19 protein-coding genes are annotated in these 18917 nt (G+C 71.6%); 8 read left to right on the forward strand and 11 right to left on the reverse strand.

Features of this window, described 5'->3' with window-relative positions; genetic code table 11:
- Positions 1–139 precede the first annotated feature (139 nt).
- Complete coding sequence (locus ACSMXR_RS05760) at positions 140–1234, forward strand: DUF5925 domain-containing protein (protein ID WP_473171355.1); 1095 nt, start codon at positions 140–142, stop codon at positions 1232–1234.
- Between the two features lie 116 nt (positions 1235–1350).
- On the opposite strand, the gene ACSMXR_RS05765 is transcribed toward ACSMXR_RS05760, so the two are convergent.
- A complete protein-coding gene (locus ACSMXR_RS05765) occupies positions 1351–1725 on the reverse strand; it encodes a GntR family transcriptional regulator (protein ID WP_098024561.1) in 375 nt (124 codons plus the stop codon).
- A gap of 71 nt (positions 1726–1796) precedes the next feature.
- Between ACSMXR_RS05765 and ACSMXR_RS05770 the strand changes: the two genes are divergently transcribed.
- Complete coding sequence (locus ACSMXR_RS05770; RefSeq protein ID WP_381796923.1) at positions 1797–2717, forward strand: GNAT family N-acetyltransferase; 921 nt, start codon at positions 1797–1799, stop codon at positions 2715–2717.
- Positions 2698–3210 (forward strand): ribonuclease FAU-1 family protein, encoded by a 513-nt coding sequence (locus ACSMXR_RS05775; RefSeq protein WP_364888661.1) that lies wholly within the window; start codon positions 2698–2700, stop codon positions 3208–3210. The genes ACSMXR_RS05770 and ACSMXR_RS05775 overlap by 20 nt, the downstream gene beginning before the upstream one ends.
- Before the next feature lie 102 nt (positions 3211–3312).
- On the opposite strand, the gene ACSMXR_RS05780 is transcribed toward ACSMXR_RS05775, so the two are convergent.
- The 5 genes from ACSMXR_RS05780 to ACSMXR_RS05800 form a co-directional block, all read right to left on the reverse strand.
- Complete coding sequence (locus ACSMXR_RS05780) at positions 3313–3708, reverse strand: hypothetical protein (protein ID WP_218526646.1); 396 nt, start codon at positions 3706–3708, stop codon at positions 3313–3315.
- Positions 3709–3798: 90 nt separating this feature from the next.
- A complete protein-coding gene (locus ACSMXR_RS05785) occupies positions 3799–5292 on the reverse strand; it encodes a methyltransferase domain-containing protein (RefSeq protein WP_473171356.1) in 1494 nt (497 codons plus the stop codon).
- 13 nt (positions 5293–5305) lie between these two features.
- A complete protein-coding gene (locus tag ACSMXR_RS05790; protein WP_137232123.1) occupies positions 5306–6835 on the reverse strand; it encodes a tripartite tricarboxylate transporter permease in 1530 nt (509 codons plus the stop codon).
- Between the two features lie 3 nt (positions 6836–6838).
- Positions 6839–7384: a tripartite tricarboxylate transporter TctB family protein gene (locus tag ACSMXR_RS05795; protein ID WP_364888667.1), complete on the reverse strand. Its 546-nt coding sequence runs from the start codon at positions 7382–7384 to the stop codon at positions 6839–6841.
- Positions 7381–8364 (reverse strand): Bug family tripartite tricarboxylate transporter substrate binding protein, encoded by a 984-nt coding sequence (locus ACSMXR_RS05800; RefSeq protein ID WP_473171357.1) that lies wholly within the window; start codon positions 8362–8364, stop codon positions 7381–7383. Before ACSMXR_RS05800 ends, ACSMXR_RS05795 begins: the two co-directional genes overlap by 4 nt.
- Before the next feature lie 148 nt (positions 8365–8512).
- On the opposite strand from ACSMXR_RS05800, the gene ACSMXR_RS05805 reads away from it, so the two are divergent.
- Entirely contained in the window at positions 8513–9166 is a 654-nt protein-coding gene (locus ACSMXR_RS05805; protein ID WP_240805915.1) for a response regulator, read from the forward strand.
- Between the two features lie 82 nt (positions 9167–9248).
- Here ACSMXR_RS05805 and ACSMXR_RS05810 read toward each other — a convergent pair whose 3' ends face one another.
- Positions 9249–9761, reverse strand: a complete 513-nt coding sequence (locus ACSMXR_RS05810) for a hypothetical protein (RefSeq protein ID WP_364888669.1) — start codon at positions 9759–9761, stop codon at positions 9249–9251.
- A 214-nt stretch (positions 9762–9975) separates the two neighbouring features.
- Between ACSMXR_RS05810 and ACSMXR_RS05815 the strand changes: the two genes are divergently transcribed.
- Positions 9976–11034, forward strand: coding sequence for a lytic polysaccharide monooxygenase auxiliary activity family 9 protein (locus ACSMXR_RS05815; RefSeq protein WP_473171358.1), 1059 nt, complete (start codon positions 9976–9978; stop codon positions 11032–11034).
- A gap of 130 nt (positions 11035–11164) precedes the next feature.
- On the opposite strand, the gene ACSMXR_RS05820 is transcribed toward ACSMXR_RS05815, so the two are convergent.
- From ACSMXR_RS05820 to ACSMXR_RS05830, 3 genes are all read right to left on the reverse strand, one after another.
- Complete coding sequence (locus tag ACSMXR_RS05820; RefSeq protein WP_137232118.1) at positions 11165–12055, reverse strand: esterase/lipase family protein; 891 nt, start codon at positions 12053–12055, stop codon at positions 11165–11167.
- Positions 12056–12288: 233 nt separating this feature from the next.
- Positions 12289–13890: an MFS transporter gene (locus tag ACSMXR_RS05825; protein ID WP_473171359.1), complete on the reverse strand. Its 1602-nt coding sequence runs from the start codon at positions 13888–13890 to the stop codon at positions 12289–12291.
- Between the two features lie 203 nt (positions 13891–14093).
- Positions 14094–14447 carry a winged helix-turn-helix transcriptional regulator gene (locus ACSMXR_RS05830; RefSeq protein ID WP_473172342.1) on the reverse strand — a complete coding sequence of 118 codons (354 nt, stop codon included), beginning with the start codon at positions 14445–14447 and terminating at the stop codon, positions 14094–14096.
- 162 nt (positions 14448–14609) lie between these two features.
- On the opposite strand from ACSMXR_RS05830, the gene ACSMXR_RS05835 reads away from it, so the two are divergent.
- Both ACSMXR_RS05835 and ACSMXR_RS05840 read left to right on the forward strand, forming a co-directional pair.
- Positions 14610–15674 carry an ABC-2 transporter permease gene (locus tag ACSMXR_RS05835; protein WP_473171360.1) on the forward strand — a complete coding sequence of 355 codons (1065 nt, stop codon included), beginning with the start codon at positions 14610–14612 and terminating at the stop codon, positions 15672–15674.
- A 235-nt stretch (positions 15675–15909) separates the two neighbouring features.
- Positions 15910–16407, forward strand: a complete 498-nt coding sequence (locus tag ACSMXR_RS05840) for a phospholipase (protein ID WP_364888678.1) — start codon at positions 15910–15912, stop codon at positions 16405–16407.
- Between the two features lie 84 nt (positions 16408–16491).
- Here the strand turns inward: ACSMXR_RS05840 and ACSMXR_RS05845 are convergent, their stop codons facing one another.
- Positions 16492–17577, reverse strand: a complete 1086-nt coding sequence (locus ACSMXR_RS05845; protein ID WP_455431475.1) for a S1 family peptidase — start codon at positions 17575–17577, stop codon at positions 16492–16494.
- 428 nt (positions 17578–18005) lie between these two features.
- On the opposite strand from ACSMXR_RS05845, the gene ACSMXR_RS05850 reads away from it, so the two are divergent.
- Positions 18006–18914, forward strand: coding sequence for an alpha/beta fold hydrolase (locus ACSMXR_RS05850; RefSeq protein WP_218526638.1), 909 nt, complete (start codon positions 18006–18008; stop codon positions 18912–18914).
- Positions 18915–18917: the final 3 nt, after the last annotated feature.

Raw genomic sequence — 18917 nt, forward strand, 5'->3', positions numbered from 1 at the left:
ACCGGAAGTGTTCATGCCAAAAATAGGAGTGCTGTGCTTCCGTCCGCCCCCGGAAGTTCAACGGGCGCTCCTCCGAACCTCCTTGTCGCCCTGTGAAACCCGGGTGCACGGGGTGGCGCCGTGCCGGATCATGGGCGCCATGCCTGACTCCCCCGAATCCGCTCTGCCGATCCGGCTCACCGTCGACGACAGCGATTCACCGTCCGACGTCGTCGACGCGCTCTTCCTCGGCCGCTTCGCGACGGGCGAGCAGCCGTACGCGCACAGTTCGTCCCTCGACCGGGTCAAGGCGGATGCGACGCTGCTGCCGCCGGACGCCACCGTGCTGCGGGCCGCCCGGGACGACGACCGCAGCGCGACGCTCGCGGAGGGCGAGGGCTGGACACTGCTGGCCTCCCGCTGGAACCGGGGCGCGGACGTCACCGTCACCGCGACCACCCCGGAGCTGGCGGAGCGGATCCTCGGCCGGGCCACGGACGGGGCGCAGGACGAGCCGGAGCCCCAGCCCGACAACGTGACCATGGGCTTCTGGTACGTCTCGCCTCGCCGCGGCCCGTACCGCACCACTCGCCGGATCACCGCCGGCAGCTGGGACGAGGTCCGGCCCAACTACACCGCGCCGGTGGCCGATGCCATGGGCCGGCTGATGAAGGTGACCCCGGACGACATCGCGGGCCGGCTGCTCCTGCTGCACGGCCCGCCCGGCACCGGCAAGACGTCCGCGCTGCGCACCCTGGCCCGTTCCTGGCGCGACTGGTGCCAGGTCGACTGTGTGCTGGACCCCGAGCGGCTCTTCAACGACGTCGGCTATCTGATGGACATCGCGATCGGCGAGGACGACGGCACGGCGAAGGGGCGGTGGCGGCTGCTGCTCCTGGAGGACTGCGACGAGCTGATCCGCGGCGAGGCCAGGCACACGGCGGGCCAGGCCCTGTCCCGGCTGCTGAACCTGACCGACGGTCTGCTCGGCCAGGGCCGCAACGTCCTGGTGGGGGTCACCACCAACGAGGACCTGGAGCGGCTGCACCCGGCGGTCGTACGGCCCGGCCGCTGCCTGGCCAGGATCGAGGTCGGCCCGTTGACCCGTCAGGAGTCGGTGGCCTGGCTGGGCACGGACGAAGGGGTCGGCCGGGAGGGCAATTCCCTCGCCGAGCTGTACGCGCTGCGCCGGGGCATCGGCCCCGCGTCGGTGCCGAAGCAGGACGCGGGGGCGGACGCGGGGCTGTACCTCTGAGGCTCCGACGCCGGGTGTCGCGGGTGAGACGTCGAGTGCCACGCGCGTGACGCCGGCTGTCATGAGCGTCACGTCGGCTGTCACCGGCGTGACGCCGGGCGTCACGGGCGAGGGCTTCAGTCCCCGTACGCGGCCCGCACCGCGTCCTTCGCCAGCGACAGGGCCTGCTGCCGGGTGAGGCCGAGCCGTTCGGCGGTCTCCGCGTACAACTGTGCGGCGGTGGCGGCCCGCTGCTCGGCCGCTCCCCCGGCGGCCGCGACGAAGGTTCCGTTGCGCCCCCGGGTCTCGATCACCCCGTCCGCCTCCAGGGCCCGGTAGGCCTTGGCCACGGTGTTGGCGGCGAGGCCCAGCTCCTCGGCGAAGCCGCGTACGGTCGGGAGCCGGTGGCCGACCGGCAGCGCGCCGGAACGGGCCAGTTCGGAGAGCTGCGTGCGCAGTTGCTCGTACGGGGCGATGCCGGAGTCCGGGTCGAGGACGATCTTGTCAGTCACGGTGCCGATTCTCCCCCACCGGCGGAAAAAGGGGAGGCGTTCGGGGCGCGGCTGCGCATACGGTCCACCGCATGACTGTGATCGTGCGCGATTTCCGGCCGTCCGACGCGGAGGCCTGGACCCATGCCCGCCGGGCGTCGGTCCCCTGGATGGTGGCCACCCCCGAACAGGTCGTCCACGACCTCGCCCACGCCCATCCCGACCGGCACTACCGGCTGCTGGTCGCCGAGGAGGACGGCGAGATCATCGCCACGGCACAGGCGGGCATCGCCCACGACAGTTCCGAGCCGGGGCAGGGCTACTTCACCCCGCAGACGCTTCCCGGCCGCACCCACCGCGGTGCGGGCTCGCTGCTGCTGCGCACGGCGGAGGAGCACCTGGCCGATGTCGGGGCCAGAGTGGTGTACGCGTGGGTGCTGGACAACCCGGAGAGCCTGGAGTTCGCCCGTAAGCGGGGCTATGAGCCCAAGCGCTCGGCCCACTTCCAGCGGCTGGACCTCGCGGGCGGGGCCCTGCCGCCGCGCCGGGAGCTACCGGCGGGCGTCGAGCTGCGGCCCGGGTCCGACTTCGCGGACGATCCCCGGCCGCTGTTCGAGGCGGACGCCGAGGTGACGGCGGACGAGCCGGGCGACATCACCTCCGAGCTGGACGACTACGAGGACTGGCTGACGAACATCTGGCGGCACCCGGCCTTCGACCAGGGGCTCACCTCGGTGGCGCTGGTGGACGGGAAGGTGGCGGCGTTCAGCGCGGCGACCACCGACGGCGTACGGACGTATCTGAGCGCCATGACCGGCACCCTGCGGGAGTTCCGCGGGCGGGGCCTGGCCAAGCTGGCGAAGAACGACTCGCTGCACCGGGCGCGGGCGGCCGGCTACACGGACGCCTACACCTCCAACGACACCGGCAACGGCCCGATGCTGGCCGTCAACGCCTGGTTCGGCTACGAGATCTGCGCGACGGAGATCCGCCATGTCCGCACCCTCCCCTGAGCCCCGGGCGGGTCGTACGAAGGGCCTGGTCGTCGCCCTGTCCAAGGCGGGCCGCACCAAGATCAGGTACCCGGCGGAGCTGGTCCGCGACGACGGCGTCCGCGTCACCGTCCGGGCGCCCTGGGCCGCGCCCGGGGTACGGGACTTCGGCTTCGTCCGGTTCGAGCCGGGCGACGTGTTCACCGAGCACTACTGGCGGGACCGGTGGTTCGCGGTGAAGGAGGTCCGCACCGGCGACGGTGTGCTCAAGGGCTGGTACTGCGACATCACCCGGCCCGCCGTGCTCGCGGACGGGGTGCTGGCGGTCGAGGACCTGGATCTGGACCTGTGGGTGTCGGCGGACGGCTCGTCGGTGCTGCGGCTGGACGAGGACGAGTTCGAGGAGAGCGGTCTGGCCGGGCGCGACCCTGCCGCGGCCGGAGCGGCGGCCTCGGCCCTGGACGAACTGGAGGCCCTGGCCCGGGCCGAGGGGCTGGCCGGACTTCTCGGCTGACCGGCACGGCGGGGTGCACCGGTCACGTCGCTCTTCTCGGCCGACCGGCGTGGCGGGGTGCGCCGGTCGGTCGGCCGAGCCCGACCGCCGGTGGAACAGCTCTCAGCCCTGCGGCGGCACGTCGGGCCCGTCACGGCGGTCCAGCCGGGAGAGAACCTTGGCGTACACCATGGTCGCCGCCGCGATGACGGTCGCCAGGACCGCCAGCGCGAGGATGCCCAGCAGCGCGGGCCACTGCCGCAACTCGCTGTGGCAGAGGGGGCTTTCGGACAACGGGCCGATCAGCGGACCCCGGCACCTCGCTCTGCCGTCGAACTCCGGGCCGTAGTCGGCGAGCATCAGGAACGCGAACCATCCCCAGACCACCAGGGCCAGGAACATCCACGCGATCGACCAGGAGTCCATCCGGCGGGCGTCCCGCCGGCCCTGATCCGGTGCGACGTCCGTTGCGGGCTCTGTTGCGGCGGGCGTCGGCGGCCCGGTCTCCTCGGCTGTCATCTCTCCCCCGTGACCTCGGTGAACGTACGCCAGTCCATCACGCACGGCACACCGGATGCACGGCGGCCCCGTACGGGCGGGCTCGGCGGCTCAGGGGCGGGGCAGGGAGCCGGCGACCAGCTCGACCTCGTATCCCGCCGGGTCCTCCAGATAGGCGGCGTGGTGGCCGTCGCCGCCCGCGTACGGATGGCGGTCGGGGAACAGCAGCCGCCAGCCGTACACCGGGGCCTCGGCCACCAGGGCGTCGAGGGCGGCCCGGTCCGCGATGTGGAACGCCAGGTGGTTGAGCCCGGGGCGGCGGCGGTCGTGGCCGCCCGCGATCAGGTCCGGCGACTGTTCGAGCACGACATACGCGTCGCCGCGCCGCCAGCTGCGGCCGTGGGCCCAGTGCTGGTACGGCACATGGCCGAGCCGGTCCAGCAGCCAGCCCCAACTGCGCTCCGACGCCGCGAGATCCGCGACCCACAGCTCGATGTGGTGCACCCGGCCGGTGGTCTCCCCGGCGGCGGGCAGCGGGACGGCCCGGCCGACACCGCCCGGGACGTACGCGATCGGCTCCCCGTCCCGATGCCAGTGGATCATGAAGCGCTCGCCCGCCCGATAGCCGTCCAGGCCCGCACGGCAGTACGCGACCATGTCGTCCGGGAGCGCGGCCAGCGGGAACCAGTCCAGCTCGGAGCACTTCTCCGGCTCCGCGTTGCGCGGCGGGCGCTCCGGGTCGTACTCCGCGACGAAGAACCAGCCCATGCGCGCCCCGCCGCCGGGGCCCCGGTGCTGCATCACCAGGGCCACCCGCAGCTCGTCGGGGTCCAGTTCGAGGCCGATCTCCTCGGCGGCCTCCCGGATCATCGCCTCGCGGACGTCCTCGCCGTCCTCCGCGTGGCCGGAGGGCATGTGGAGCAGCCCGTCCGCATACCCGGTGTTGGAGCGGCGGGCCAGCAGGACCTCCGGACCGCGCCGCAGGATCAGATGGACGTCGACCACTTCGGTGTGCCGGTACGCCGGCATCGCGCGGGCGACCAGCGCATAGCGCTCGTCGTCGACCTTCTTGCCCCAGAGCCGGCTGTCGGGGGCCAGGTCCTCGTGGTGGATGCGCTCGGTGTGGGCGGAGAGCAGGGCGGTGAGCGCGGTGGCGGACAGACCTGCGCCGCCCCACACCCCTTCGATCAGCACGAGCCGCCCGCCCGGCTTCAGCAGGCCGAACCAGTGCTCCAGGGCCGCTGCCGGATCGGGCAGCAGCCAGACGACGTGCCGGGCCACCACGACGTCGAACGCCCGCTCGCCGACCGGAGGCCGGGCGGCGTCCCCGACCAGGACCTCCGCGCCGGTCCCGACGAGCTTGGCCCGGGCCTTTTCGGCCATGCGGGGCGAGCGGTCGACGGCGGTGACGCGGTGGCCCTGGCCCGCGGCGAGCAGGGAGAGACTGCCGGTGCCGCACCCCAGGTCCAGCACATCGCCGCGGGTGGCGGGCAGCCAGCTCTCCAGCCGCCCGGCCCAGGCGTCGCGCACCGCGGGGTCGAGGAGCCCGTGGTCGGGCTCCTCGTCGAAGGATCCGGCCGCCGCGTCCCAGTCGATCGTGGTCATGGCTCCGATGCTCTCAGCCACCACTGACAGTGCGGGACTCCTCCGCCGTTTTCCGGCCACCGCGCAGCCGTGCGATCAGCCGGCCGATCAGCGGCCAGGCCACGATCAGCGCCACGATCACGTAGACCGTGACCGAGAACGGGGTGTTGACGAGGCCGGTCACGCTGCCGTCGCTGATCTGGAGCGCGCGGCGCAGCTGCTGTTCGGCGGCCGGGCCGAGGATGACCCCGATGACGGCGGGCAGCACCGGCAGCCCGTACCGCCGCATCCCGAACCCGATCAGCCCGATGACCAGGAGGATCACCAGGTCGAGGGACTCGCCGCCGACCGCGTACGCGCCGACGGCGGCGAAGAAGAGGATGCCCGCGTAGAGATAGGGGCGCGGGATCCGCAGGAGCTTCGCCCAGACGGGGGCGAGCGGCAGGTTGAGGGCGAGCAGCAGCACCATGCCGACGAACAGCGAGGCGATGAGCCCCCAGACCAGCTCCGGTTCGCGTTCGAACAGCAGGGGCCCCGGCTGGATTCCGTACTGCTGGAAGGCGGCCAGCATCACGGCGGCGACGGCGGTGGTGGGCAGCCCGAGGGTGAGCATCGAGACGAGCGTCCCGGCGGCGGAGGCGGAGGCGGCGGCCTCCGGTCCGGCGACGCCTTCGATGGCGCCCTTGCCGAACTGGTCGCGGTGCTTGGAGAGCCGCTTCTCGGTGACGTAACTGAGGAAGGTGGGGATCTCCGCGCCGCCCGCCGGGATGGCTCCGAACGGGAAGCCGATGGCGGGCCCGCGCAGCCAGGGTTTCCAGGTGCGCTTCAGATCGGCCCGGCCGAGCCAGGGCCGGCCGACGGGGATCGGCTTTCCGGTGGAGCGGCGCAGATGGGCGGCGACCCAGAGGGCCTCGCCGATCGCGAAGAGCCCGACCGCGACGATGACCACGTCGACACCGTCGGCGAGTTGGAGCGAGCCGAAGGTCAGGCGCTGCTGGCCGGTCATCTGGTCCAGGCCGACCAGTCCGATGGTGAGGCCGATCAGGAGCGAGGCGATGCCGCGGATGCGGGAGGCGCCGAGGACGGAGGTGACGGCGATGAAGGCCAGCACCATGATGGCGAAGTAGTCGGGCGCGCCGATGCCGATGGCGAGCGACGCGACGGTCGGGGCGAGGACGACCAGCAGGATGGTGCCGATCATGCCGCCCGCGAAGTGGCCGATCGCGGCGGCGGCAAGCGCCTGGGCGCCGCGTCCGGCCTTCGCCATCGGGTTGCCCTCGATCGCGGCGACCACGGCGGCACTCTCACCGGGGGTGTTGAGGAGGATCGAGGTGGTGGAGCCGCCGAACATCGCGCCGTAGTAGATGCCCGCGAACATGATGAACGCGCCGGTCGGGTCGAGTCCGTACGTCACCGGGAGCAGCAGCGCCACGGCCATCGCGGGTCCGATGCCGGGGAGCACGCCGATGGCCGTGCCGAGCAGGACGCCGATGGCGGCCCACATCAGGTTCATCGGGGTGAGCGCGGTACCGAAGCCGTCGATGAGGGAGTTGAGGGAATCCATCGGTCAGAGCACCCCCATCAGCGGGCCGCCCGGAAGGGGGACACCGAGCAGGTTGTCGAAGACGAAGTAGGTGAAGAGGGAGAGCCCGGCCGCGATGAGCGGGTCACGGTCGTGGTGCCGGCTGCCGAGGGCATAGGCGGAGCCCCAGAAGAGCAGCGCCCCGGCGATCGGGAAGCCGAGCGGGCCGATCAGGACGGCGGTGGCGAGGAAGACCCCGGCGAGCAGGAGGACGGTGCGCCAGTCGGCCGGTTCGTCGAGGTCGACGTCCTCGCCGCCCTCGGCCTCGCCGCGTCCGCCGCGCAGCACGTCCACGGCGAGCAGGGCCCCGACCAGCAGGAGCCCGGCGCCGACGACGAAGGGGACGGTGCGGGGGCCGATGGGACCGCGCTGGGCGATGTCGACGTTCATGGTGAGGGCGTCGGTGAGCACGAGCGCGCCGAGCGCGAACAGCAGCACGCAGACGCCGAGTTCGGAATGCTCGCGCAGCCAGGCGCGGGCACCGCCGCCCGCTCCCGCGTCCTCGGCGGGTTCGGTCGATTCGTTGGTCACAGTCCCAGCTCCTTGAGGACGGTGGCGACGCGCCGGTCCTGCTCGTCGAGGAAGTCGCCGAAGGGTTCACCGGCGAGGAAGGCGTCGTCCCAGCCGTTCTTCTTCATCGACTCCTTCCACTGCTTCGAGGCGTGGAGTTCGCGGATGAGACCGGTGAGCTTGTCGCGTTCGGCTTCCGAGAGACCGGGCGGGGCGACGATGCCGCGCCAGTTGGTGAACTCGGTGTCGAGTCCGGCTTCGCGCAGGGTGGGGGCGTCGAGGCCCGGCACCCGCTTCGGGCCGGTCACGGCGAGCAGCCGCAGCTCGCCCGCCTCGATCTGGTCGCGGTACTCGCCGAGGCCGGAGACCCCGAAGCCGACCTTGTTGCCGAGGATGGAGGCGAGGAGTTCGCCGCCGCCGTCGAACGGCACGTAGTTGACCGTCCTCGGGGCGATGCCGGCGGCCTGCGCCATGAGCATCGGGGCGAGGTGGTCCGGGCCGCCGGGCGAGGATCCGCCGCCGACCGGGACGTGGGCCGGGTCCTTCTTCCAGGCGGCGAGCAGGTCGGCGATGGTGCGGTACGGAGACTTCTTGGCAACCACCACGATGTCGGGCTCCTCGGTGAGCCGGGCGATCGGGGTGGTGTCGGCGAGGGTGCTCGGGGACTTGTTGGTGTGGACGGCACCGACGACGCCGAGGCCCATGGAGAGCGCGAGCTTGCCGTTGCCGTGTTCGCCGACGAGCCGGGTCAGGCCGACCGTGCCGCCGGCGCCCGGCAGGTTGAACACCTCGATGTTGTGGGTGAGTCCGGCGTCCTCGGCGTTCTTGGCCATGGTGCGCGCGGTGATGTCGTAGCCGCCGCCGGGGGTGTTGGGGACCATGAAGCGGAGCCCGGGAATCTGGGTACCGGTGTCCGAACCGTCACCGGTGGAGAGCAGGGGCGGCCCCACCACCACCAGCAACGCGGCCCCGAACAGGGCGAGGAGAGTGCGCAGTCGCACGGGTTCCGCCTTTCGCTGTGAAGTGGCCCACATGTTGCCTGCGCGTTAAGAAGCTGTCTCTCTTCCGGTATCAACGGACGTTGTGGTCGTTGCGGTCGCGCCCTAGCGTGTCGGCGTGACAACTGTGCTGGTGGTGGACGACGACTTCATGGTCGCGAAACTGCACAGCCGCTATGTGTCCGCAATGGACGGGTTCACGGTCGCCGGGGTGGCGCACAACGGCGCGGACGCCCTGCGCGCGGCCGAGCGGCTGCGCCCCGATCTGGTGCTGCTCGACATCTACCTGCCCGATATGGACGGGATCGACGTCCTGCGCGCGCTGCGTGCGGCGGAGGAGCGGGACGCCTCACGCCCCAGCACGGACGCCCTGTTCATCACGGCGGCGAGGGACGCCGGGGTCATCCGGGCCGCGCTGCGGGCAGGGGCCCTGCACTACCTGATCAAGCCGTTCAGCCGGTCCGCCCTCCAGGAGCAGATGCGCCATGTCGCCTCGCTGCGCACCCGCCTGGACGAGCTGGGCGAGGCCCGCCAGGAGGACGTCGACCAGATCTTCGGCCCCCGCCCGCCCGGCTCGCGCGAGCTGCCGAAGGGCCTGGCCGCCCCCACGGCCGAGCTGGTGGAACGCACCCTGCGCGACCACCCGGAGGGCCTGTCGGCCTCGGAGTGCGCCGAGGCGGGCGCCCTGTCCCGGGTCAGCGCGCGCCGCTACCTGGAGTACTTCGCCGGTACGGGCCGGGCGGCGGTGACCCTGCGCTACGGAGGCACGGGCCGCCCGGAACGCCGCTACCGCTGGACGGGCTGAGCCCGCACGCCGCACCGGCCCCGGGTCGGCACGCACACAGGCCGGGGCCACCCACCGGCACACCGGCCCGGCCCCCGCGCCCTCAGACGGCACCGCCGCCGCACCGCTCCTCCCAGGTGTCGCGCACGATCGCGTGGGCCCGCCGGAACCGGTGGTCGGGGTCCTCCGCGAGGTCGACGGGGGCCTGGAGCGTCACGGCACGGCTGTCCTGCCGTACGAGCTGGATGAAGGTACGGGCGCTCGGCCCACTGCCGGTGCGCACCGTGGTGACGGCCCGTATCTCCTCCCAGCGGCACAGCTGCCGGGTGGGCCAGACCCCGGTGGTGACCCCGTCCTCGTCGATACGGGTCCCTCCGGCGGACTTGCGCCACGAGTGCACCGCCCCCGCCACCACCGGCAGACAGACGATCGCCGCCACCCACAGCGGCAGAGCGGCCCCGCTGCCCGCGCCCATGTACAGGGCGGCGAGTACATAGGTCGCCAGCCACCCCCCGGCGATCCACCGCCACAGCCGCCGCTGCGCGGGAAGCACGGCGTACTCCAGCGGCAGACGCTCGTCCCGCACCGCCTCGTCCTCGCCCCACCGGTTGACCATGACCGTCCGCCTCCCCCGTCGCGCTTCCGCGCCCTTCACCGTCGAGTATCGCGCCCCCCTTCCTGAGCCCCCTCTTAGCCCCTCCTTAAACGCACCATAAGGATCGCCATCACCCCCTCCCAGCAGGCCTTTTCGACCTTCCGAGCGGCTAGCTTGCTGATCGCCACCCCCCAACAGCTGTGCCGCAGCAGTGCCGTTCAGAAGGAGTCCATCCATGACCGCTCGTCGCAAGGCCGCCGGCATCCTCGCCCTCGGATTCGCACCGCTCGCACTGGCCGGGCTGACCGCCACCCCGGCCGTCGCGCACGGTTCGCTCACCGACCCGGTGAGCCGGGTGTCCGCGTGCTTCGCGGAGGGGCCGGAGAGCCCGAAGTCGGCGGCGTGCCAGGCGGCGGTCGCGGCGGGTGGGACGCAGGCGCTGTACGACTGGAACGGGGTGAACATCGCCAACGCGGCGGGCAAGCACCGTGATCTGATCCCGGACGGCAAGCTGTGCAGCGCGGCCAACGACAAGTTCAAGGGGCTCGACCTGCCGCGCGCCGACTGGCCGGCCACCGCGCTGTCGGCGGGCAAGCACACCTTCCGGTTCCGCGCGACGGCCCCGCACAAGGGGTCGTTCGAGCTGTACATGACGAAGCCCGGCTATGACGCCACGAAGCCGCTGGCCTGGTCGGACCTGGAGGCGAAGCCCTTCGCCGAGGTCACCGACCCGGCGCTGGTGGACGGTTCGTACGTCTTCGACGGAACGATCCCCGAGCGCTCCGGACGGCAGCTGGTCTACACGATCTGGCAGCGCTCCGACTCCCCCGAGGCGTTCTACGCCTGCTCCGACGTGACGTTCGGCGGCAAGTCGGCGGGCAGCGGGTCGACGGAGAAGGAAGAGGGGAAGGGCGAGCAGGGTTCCGGTGGTGACGCCGGCGCCGAGGCTCCGGCAGCGGTTCCCTCCGCGCCGTCCGAGGACGCGATCGCCGAGGGCGCCGAGAAGTCCTCCGTCGAGCACAACGGCCACGGCGACGACGACGCGAACACCGGGGCGAAGGTCAACGTCGCCGCTCCGGCCGCCCCGCAGGACAAGGGTGCGGACCAGGCCGAGGGCAACGCCCCCGAGGTCAACACCGCGAGCAAGGACGAGGTACTGGCCGAGACGGGCGGCTCCGGCAGCAGCACGTACCTGGCGATCGGGGGCGCCGGAGTGCTCGCCGCCGGTGCGGCCGTACTGTTCGCCTCGCAGCGCCGGCGGGCCGCCGCCTCAGCGGGGCGCCACGGCCGCTGACCGCCGCAGCACCCCTCTTCGTACCCCTGCCGCGTCCCTCCGGGACGTCGGGCGCGGCAGGTCATGACGGGCCGGGGTCCGCCGTCCGCACCATCGGACGGCGGGCCCCGGCCCGTTCACGCGCGACGGGTCAGCCGATGACCGAGGCGCAGGTGGTCGGCGTGGCACGGGCCGGGTCGAGGGCGTTGGCCACTTCGTGGAAGGCGATGCGGTCGATGGTCCCGATCGCCACGTGCTCGGACAGGTCGAGCGGGCACAGGTCCTGGAGGAGGACATTGCGTACGTTCGGCCCGTCCAGGTACTGCGTACGGTACGGCGTCACGACCTGGTCGTACTTGGTCGCGATGACGGTGTAGCGGACCCCGGGGACGGTGTCGCCGCCCGCCGTGAGCTTGGTGATGAAGGGCGATCCGGCAACCTGGTCGGCCAGTCCGGGGGTCTTGTCGTTGATGAACTTCTCGACGCCGGGGAAGAACGGCAGCAGTTGGGTGAGGCCGAGCAGCGTGGTGCCGTGGTTGTCCGGGGCGATGCCGACGAGGGCGTTGACCTTGTCTGCGCCGCCGAGGAACTTCAGGTAGTAGTTGGGCATCATGCCGCCCTGGGAGTGGCCGACGAGGTCGGCCTTCGGGGCTCCGGTGGCGTCGAGCACCTTGTCGACGAACACGTCGAGCTGTTCGGCGGACTTGTCGATGGGCCCGAGGCCGTGGAAGAACGGCACACCGGGGAGCTGGCCGTAGTCGAGGGAGAAGACGCAGTAGCCCCGGTTGACCAGATAGGGCGCGAGGACCAGCCAGTTGTCGATCGAGTTCCCGAAGGTTCCGTGGACCAGGACGACCGGGCGGGGATGGGCGGCGGAGGGCTTGCAGGAGTAGTCGTTCCAGCCACGCGATGTGGCCGCTTCGGCGGCGGGGGCCGCGCTCGCGGTCGCCGTGGGGGCGACGAGAACGGTGAGGGCGAGGAGCAGGGCGGCGAGCAGACTGCGCGCGCGGGGAACGCGCGCAGCACGGATCCAGGGCAGCATCGTGGGATCTCCTTGCGGCTCAAGGGAGGTGCGATGGCGGTGCGCCCTGTGGCCCGGACCACAAGCTTTATGTGCTCATGCCAAATTACGCACGAGTAAGGTGGGGAGGGAAGTTACGCGTCGGTAAAAAATGGCGGGGCGGGGAGCGCTCGTTCCCGGCCACCGACCCCGCCGGCCACCCGTCTCCCCCTCTCGACGGGTGACGCGCGGCCGGCCGGTGATGGGCAGTCGGGTCAGGAAGCCGCCGACCCCGCCGTGGACGTCGACTTGCCGACCCCTCCCGTTTCGCCCGCCGCCCCTTCCTGATCCGCGGCTTCACCGGCGCGCCCCACGTTCCGGAGCAGCACCGTTGCCGTGACGGCCAGTGCGAGCATGACCGGGACGGCTCCCATCGCGATCCAGGCGAGGCCCTGGGCGAAGGAGTCCCTTGCCACGGAGACGAGTTGGGCCCCTGTCTCCGCGGGCAGTCGGCCGGCGGCCTCAAGGGCCGCGGGCAGGTTGTCGGTGACCGTCTCCCGGGCGGAGGCGGGTACGCCGTCCGGCACCGAGCCCGTCATCCCGCCGTGGTAGGCGGCGTTCAGCACACTGCCGAGGACCGCGATGCCGAGGGCGCCGCCCAGTTCCTGGGTCGTCTCCCCCACCGCGGCCGCCGAGCCCGCCTGCTCGGGCGGCGCGGCGTCGACGATCATCCCGATCCCGAGGGACGAGACCGGCATCAGGCCGGCGAACAGCAGCGACACGGCCGTGACGACGATTCCGATCCCGGATCCGCTGTCCACCTGCGCGAGCACGGTGAAGCCGACGGCGGCGACGGTGAGGCCGGCGCCGAAGACGTACGCCTTGCCCACCTGGGCCGCCACGCCCTGGGCGATGAACATCGCGAGGGTTCCGCTGACGACCATCGGCAGGCTCCACACCGCCGACTCCAGCGGCTTCATGCCGACCACCATCTGGATGTACTGGGCGATGAGAAACTGACTGCCCAGCATGAACACCACGGTCAAGGTCAGCGTTCCGAGGGAGACGCTGAAGCCGCGGTTCGCGAAGAGCTTCATGTCGAGCAGCGGGTCGGTGAGCCGACGCTGCCGCGCGACGAAGAGGGCGCCGATCACAAGACCGAGCACCAGGGCCAGCAGCGGTAGCCAGGCGACGCCCTCCTTGGCGAACTCCTTCACGCCGAACACGACCAGCAGGACGGCGGCCAATGACATCGCGGCGCTGGTCAGGTCGAGTCGGCCCGCGTCCGGGTTACGGACCTCCGGAAGCACCAGCGGGCCCGCCACCAGCAGGAACACCATCACCGGCACGGCCACGAGGAAGACCGAGCCCCACCAGAACGCCTCCAGCAGCACACCGCCGACCAGCGGGCCGACCGCGCCGCCCAGCATGAAGCTCGTCATCCACACCGTGATCGCGAAGCTGCGCTGTTTGGCGTCGTGGAACATGGCGCTGATCAGCGACAGCGTCGAGGGGCCCAGCACCGCACCGGCGAGACCGAGGAGGGCACGGGCCACGATCAGCGTCTCGGCGGTGGGCGCGTAGGCGGCGAGCACCGAGGCGAGGCCGAAGGCCACGGCACCGATCATCAGCATCCGGCGGCGGCCGATGCGGTCGCCGAGTGTGCCCATGGTGATCATCGCGCCGGCGATGACGAAACCGTAGACGTCGGTGATCCAGAGCAGTTCCGCTCCGGAAGGCTCCAGATCCTTGCTCAGGGTCGGCAGCGACAGATGGAGCACGCTCATGTCCATGATCACGAGCATCGCGGGCAGCGCCAGCGCCGCCAGCCCGATCCACTCGCGCACCCCGGCGCGCGGCGCGGTTTCCGTGTCCACCGAAATCTCCCTTCCGGGCCGCTCGACCCGTCGGGCTTACCCTAGGTTTTGAGCTTTCGATTGGTAAGGGCTTACCTGTCGCTCAGCCCCGGACCGGGCCGATAGCCCGCAGGCCGGACCACCGGTCCGGGAAAACATTCGAGAAGCCGCCCGGCACAGAAAAGCGCCCCGCTCCGGGGAGCGGGGCGCCGGCGAACAGCGGTTCATCTCACGTCGTCATGGCGCTCGCGCGCGGCGACGATGTCTCCGATCCGATGCGTGATCCACTCGACCAGGCCGCTCAGCGTCACCGCCAGTTCCCGTCCCAGGGGGGTGAGCGAGTAGGTCACCTGGGGCGGCACGGTGGCTTCGACCTCGCGGGCGATCAGCCCGTCCCGCACGAACACCCGCAGATTCTGGGACAGCATCTTCTCGCTGATGCCGCCGATCCTGTCCCGCAGCACGTAGAAGCGCATCGGCCCCTCCTGCAACGCGGCCAGAATCAGCACCCCCCAGCGGCTGCTGACGTGGTTCAGCACCGTGCGCGCCGGACAGTCCGCCGTGAAGGCGTCGCTCATCGCGACCGCCCTGCCGTCCTCGACTTCGGGTTTCACGTTCGCATTCACCCCCATAGCTTACTGCTGGGTATGCCCTTACGAAACGAAAGTGAAAGCCTACTCCCTACGCCGTTCGGCCCCGCCCCGACTGCGTGAACCCTGCCCCGCCCGGACGGTGGGGGCATGACTTTCGTCGACGAGGTGAAGAACGCCGTCACCCCACGGGCCGCCCTGCTCGTCATCGGTGTGGTCGCGCTGCAACTGCTGTTCATCGCCTCCTACGTCGGAGCGCTGCACAAGCCGAAGGCGACGGATGTCGCCTTCGGGGTGGTGGCCCCGCAGCAGATGTCCCAGCAGCTCGTCGACCAGTTGGACGGGCTGCCCGGCGGACCGCTGGACCCCCGTGCGGTGAGCAGCGCGGCCGAGGCGCGCCGGCAGATCATGAACCGTGACATCGACGGCGCCCTGATCGTCGCGGCGGAGGGCCGCACCGACACCCTGCTGGTCGCCTCCGGCGGCGGGACCGCTCTGGTCACCGCTCTGGAGCGGATCCTCACCGGGGTTGAGGACTCCCAGGGGCGGGCGGTGCGGACCGTGGACGTCGCCCCGGCGTCCGGCGAGGACTTCAACGGGCTCTCGTCCTTCTATCTGGTCGTCGGGTGGTGCGTCGGCGGCTATCTCTGCGCCTCGATCCTGGCGATCAGCGCCGGCGCCAAGCCCGCCAACCGGCAGCGGGCGGTGATCCGGACCGGAACGATGGCGCTGTACTCCGTCGTCGGCGGCATCGGCGGCGCGCTCGTCGTCGGGCCGGTCCTCGGCGCGCTGCCCGGCAGCTTCTGGGGGCTGGCCGGTCTGGGCGCCCTGGTCGTCTTCGCCGTCGGCATGACCACGCTCGCCCTGCAGGCCCTGACCGGGATCGTCGGCATCGGCCTGGCCGTCCTGATCATCGTCATCGCGGGCAACCCGAGCGCGGGCGGCGCCTTCCCGCTCCCGATGCTCCCGGACTTCTGGCGGGCGATCGGCCCGGCCCTTCCTCCGGGGGCGGGCACCTGGGCGGCCCGTTCGATCGCCTACTTCCGGGGCAACGCGATCACCGGACCGCTGCTGGTGCTCTCGGCCTGGGCGGTCGTCGGTACGGCGCTGACCCTGTTTCTGTCGCTGCGGAAGCGGACGGACGCGGATCCGGTGGACGCCACGGTCACGGCCGCCGCCCCGGCGCCGGGCGCCGGCGGGTCGACCCCGGTCTGACGTCGGGCGGGGTCCTTCCCGCCGCCCTTCGCCTTCGCCCCTTTCCTCCGTGAAGATCCGTCTGTGGGGCCGCCGTGACGGCGGCCCCATCTGACGTACCGCCCAATTCTTGATGTCCGGTCCGTGCGATGACTAGGCATGACAGGTACATGGCTACATGCTGTTCCTGCCCCTCGTACCACCCGACGAGGAGCACGGTCAGGACCCCTTCCTTTCACCCCCACGGAGGTCGCTCATGCTTCGTCGATTCACGGTCCCGCTCACCGCGGTCGCGCTGTCGCTCCCGCTCGCCCTGATCACCGCCGGTTCCGCCTCGGCCGCCCCCGCCGACAAGCCTCAGGTGCTCAGTTCCTGGACCCAGACGAGCGCCTCCAGCTACAACGCGTGGAACGCCGCCCGCAACAACCAGGGCGCCTGGTCCGCGTACGGCTTCGACTGGTCGACGGACTACTGCAGCAGCTCCCCCGACAACCCCTTCGGCTTCCCGTTCCAGAACTCCTGCGCCCGCCACGACTTCGGCTACCGCAACCACAAGGCCGCCGGTATCTTCCCCGCCAACAAGGCCCGGATCGACTCCGCCTTCTACGAGGACCTCAAGCGGGTGTGCGCCGGCTACTCGGGCGCGACGAAGACCTCGTGCAACAGCACCGCCTGGACCTACTACCAGGCCGTGAAGATCTTCGGCGTCTCCCCGGCGGACGCGGGCTCCCGCAACCTGCCCCAGGCAGCCTGAGCCGACCGCGCCACGGCAACGGGAAGGGCCCCCGGCGAACCGGGGGCCCTTCCTCGCGCCGTCGTGCGGTGGAGCGGTGGCGCGTCAGCCGATCTCGGCGCCGTAGGCGGCCAGCGCCTCCGGAACCGGCTGGAAGAAGGTCGTGCCGCCCGAGGAGCAGTCGCCGCTGCCGCCCGAGGTCAGACCGAGCGCGGTGTCGCCCGCGAAGAGGGCGCCGCCGCTGTCGCCCGGCTCGGCGCAGACCGTCGTCTGGATGAGGCCGTTGACGATGTCGCCGTTGCCGTAGTTGACCGTGGCGTCCAGCGCGGTGACCTCGCCGTCGTGCACCTGGGTGGTGGAGCCGCTGCGGGTGACCTGCTGGCCGACCGTCGCGTCGCCCGCCTGGGTGATCGCCTGGGTGGAGCCGTCGTAGAGGTTCACCTCGCTCGGGTGCGCGATGTCCGAGGTGTACTTGACCAGGCCGTAGTCGTTCTCCGGGAAGCTGGAGCCCTCGTTCGCCCCGATCTCCGAGCCGCCCTGGGTGTCCGACCAGCTGGTGACCGACTCGGTGCAGTGGCCCGCGGTCAGGAAGTACGGCTCGCCGTCCTTGACCACGTTGAAGCCGAGCGAGCAGCGGGAGCCGGAGCCCCAGATCGCGTCGCCGCCCGCGATCAGCGGCTTGAACTCGCCCGCCGCCTTGTTCAGTTCGGCCTTGCCGCCGAGACCCTCGACCACGGCCGAGAGCTTCTTCCAGGCCGCGCCGTCGACCGTGCTGTCGGCGGTGACGAGGACCTTGTTGCTCACCGGGTCGACGGCCCAGGAGGTGCCCGGGATGGTCGCCTTGTCGGTGAGGGTCTGCCGGGCCGACTTCAGCTCGGCGAGGGAGTTCTCCACGATTCTGGCCTTGCCGCCCGCCTGGCGGACCCGCTCGGCGCCGGCCTCGTCGACGACGTTCACGACGAGGGCCTTCGCCGTGCTGTCGTAGTACGAACCCGCCGCGGCCGTGCCCAGGTCACGGTCCAGGGCGGTGGCCAGCTTTCCGGCCGCGTTCACGCCAAGGGTCTTGACCGCGAACTCCGGCACATCGTCACTGGCGTTCGCAGACTGGAACGTGAATCCCGCTGCGACCAGAGCGACGACGGCCGAGCCGGCCAGCGTCGCGCGCTTCCTCGATATGCGTCGATGCTTCAACTTCGACCTCCTGTGGGGCCGTGCACGGAGCAAGTGGGGTGCTCGTACACGGAGGATGGGGCGCCCACTATTCCGAGGCCTCGATACGCACACAAGGCCGACTTCCAGACGTGCACACGACACAGACGCTTCGCACGCGAGGCGTTCACCTACCCCGGGTCACGCCACGTCGGTTCCGTTCGCGAACACCCGGTGCAACCGTCGACCGCCCCTGGGTGAGGACTAGGCCTGTCCGATTTTCGCCCCTGCCGGTCCGGATGGTGTGCCCACCCGTCCGGATGGCGACGGACCTCGTCCGCTTCGTCCGCCGGGAGCCTCCCCGTACCTTCACAGTTCCTGTGGTCGAACAGTCCCCGTAACGCCCCTGATGGGTCATCATCGAAAAGGCGGCACGCGCCCGCCGGGTGACCGAGCGGAGGAGGCACGGGGTGCGCAATCGGGTGCTCACGGCGGACGGCCGGCATCTGATGGTGGAGCGGATGGGGGATCCGCGGGGAAGACCGGTGTTCCTTCTGCACGGCACCCCGGGCAGCAGGCTCGGCCCCGCTCCCCGGGGCATGGTGCTGTACCAGCGCCATACGCAGCTGATCACCTACGACCGCCCCGGATACGGCGACAGCGACCGGCACGAGGGCCGCCGGATCAAGGACGTCGTCGAGGACGTCCGGGCCATCGCCGACTCGTTGGGCCTGGAGCGGTTCGCCGTGGTGGGCCGCTCCGGCGGCGCCCCGCACGCCCTGGCCTGCGCGGCGCTGATGCCGGAACGGATCACCCGGACCGCGGCGCTGGTCAGTCTCGCGCCCCCGGACGCCGCCGGTCTCGACTGGTTCGACGGGATGACCGCGTCCAATGTCCTCGCGTACTCCACGGCGGCGGACGACCCGGACAGCCTGGCGGAGTCCTTCATCGTCCGCTCCGCGCAGATCCGGCGGAACCCGGTCCGGCTCCTGGACGATCTGCGCCGGGAGCTGACCGACTCCGACCGGATGGTGGTCAACGACGCGGGGATCCGGTCCATGCTGCTGCGCAACTACAGCGAGGGGCTGCGCCATTCGGCGTACGGCTGGATCGACGACGCCCTCGCGTTCTGCAGCCCCTGGGGGTTCGATCCCTCCCGGATCACCGGCGAGGTGCTGCTCTGGCACGGGGTGCAGGACGTCTTCGCCCCGGTCGGCCACTCCCGCTGGCTGGCCGGGCAGATCCCGGGCGCCACCGCCGTACTCGAACCGTCGGCGGCCCACTTCGACGCGTTCCCCATGCTGCCCCGGGTCCTGGACTGGCTGCTGGACGCGCGGGAGCACCCGCACCGGACGCCGACGGCCGTGCCGGGAGGGTGAGCC

The sequence above is a fragment of the Streptomyces sp. DSM 106670 genome (assembly GCF_055792845.1).

Bases quoted from the DNA above. Each gene is read 5' to 3' on its own strand.
- ACSMXR_RS05815 (WP_473171358.1), top strand. From the start codon at position 9,976: ATGACCGCTCGTCGCAAGGCCGCCGGCATCCTCGCCCTCGGATTCGCA.
- ACSMXR_RS05810 (WP_364888669.1), bottom strand. From the start codon at position 9,761: ATGGTCAACCGGTGGGGCGAGGACGAGGCGGTGCGGGACGAGCGTCTG.
- ACSMXR_RS05840 (WP_364888678.1), top strand. From the start codon at position 15,910: ATGCTTCGTCGATTCACGGTCCCGCTCACCGCGGTCGCGCTGTCGCTC.
- ACSMXR_RS05780 (WP_218526646.1), bottom strand. From the start codon at position 3,708: ATGACAGCCGAGGAGACCGGGCCGCCGACGCCCGCCGCAACAGAGCCC.
- ACSMXR_RS05830 (WP_473172342.1), bottom strand. From the start codon at position 14,447: ATGAGCGACGCCTTCACGGCGGACTGTCCGGCGCGCACGGTGCTGAAC.
- ACSMXR_RS05785 (WP_473171356.1), bottom strand. From the start codon at position 5,292: ATGACCACGATCGACTGGGACGCGGCGGCCGGATCCTTCGACGAGGAG.
- ACSMXR_RS05775 (WP_364888661.1), top strand. From the start codon at position 2,698: ATGTCCGCACCCTCCCCTGAGCCCCGGGCGGGTCGTACGAAGGGCCTG.
- ACSMXR_RS05820 (WP_137232118.1), bottom strand. From the start codon at position 12,055: ATGCTGCCCTGGATCCGTGCTGCGCGCGTTCCCCGCGCGCGCAGTCTG.
- ACSMXR_RS05770 (WP_381796923.1), top strand. From the start codon at position 1,797: ATGACTGTGATCGTGCGCGATTTCCGGCCGTCCGACGCGGAGGCCTGG.
- ACSMXR_RS05790 (WP_137232123.1), bottom strand. From the start codon at position 6,835: ATGGATTCCCTCAACTCCCTCATCGACGGCTTCGGTACCGCGCTCACC.
- ACSMXR_RS05835 (WP_473171360.1), top strand. From the start codon at position 14,610: ATGACTTTCGTCGACGAGGTGAAGAACGCCGTCACCCCACGGGCCGCC.
- ACSMXR_RS05760 (WP_473171355.1), top strand. From the start codon at position 140: ATGCCTGACTCCCCCGAATCCGCTCTGCCGATCCGGCTCACCGTCGAC.
- ACSMXR_RS05805 (WP_240805915.1), top strand. From the start codon at position 8,513: ATGGTCGCGAAACTGCACAGCCGCTATGTGTCCGCAATGGACGGGTTC.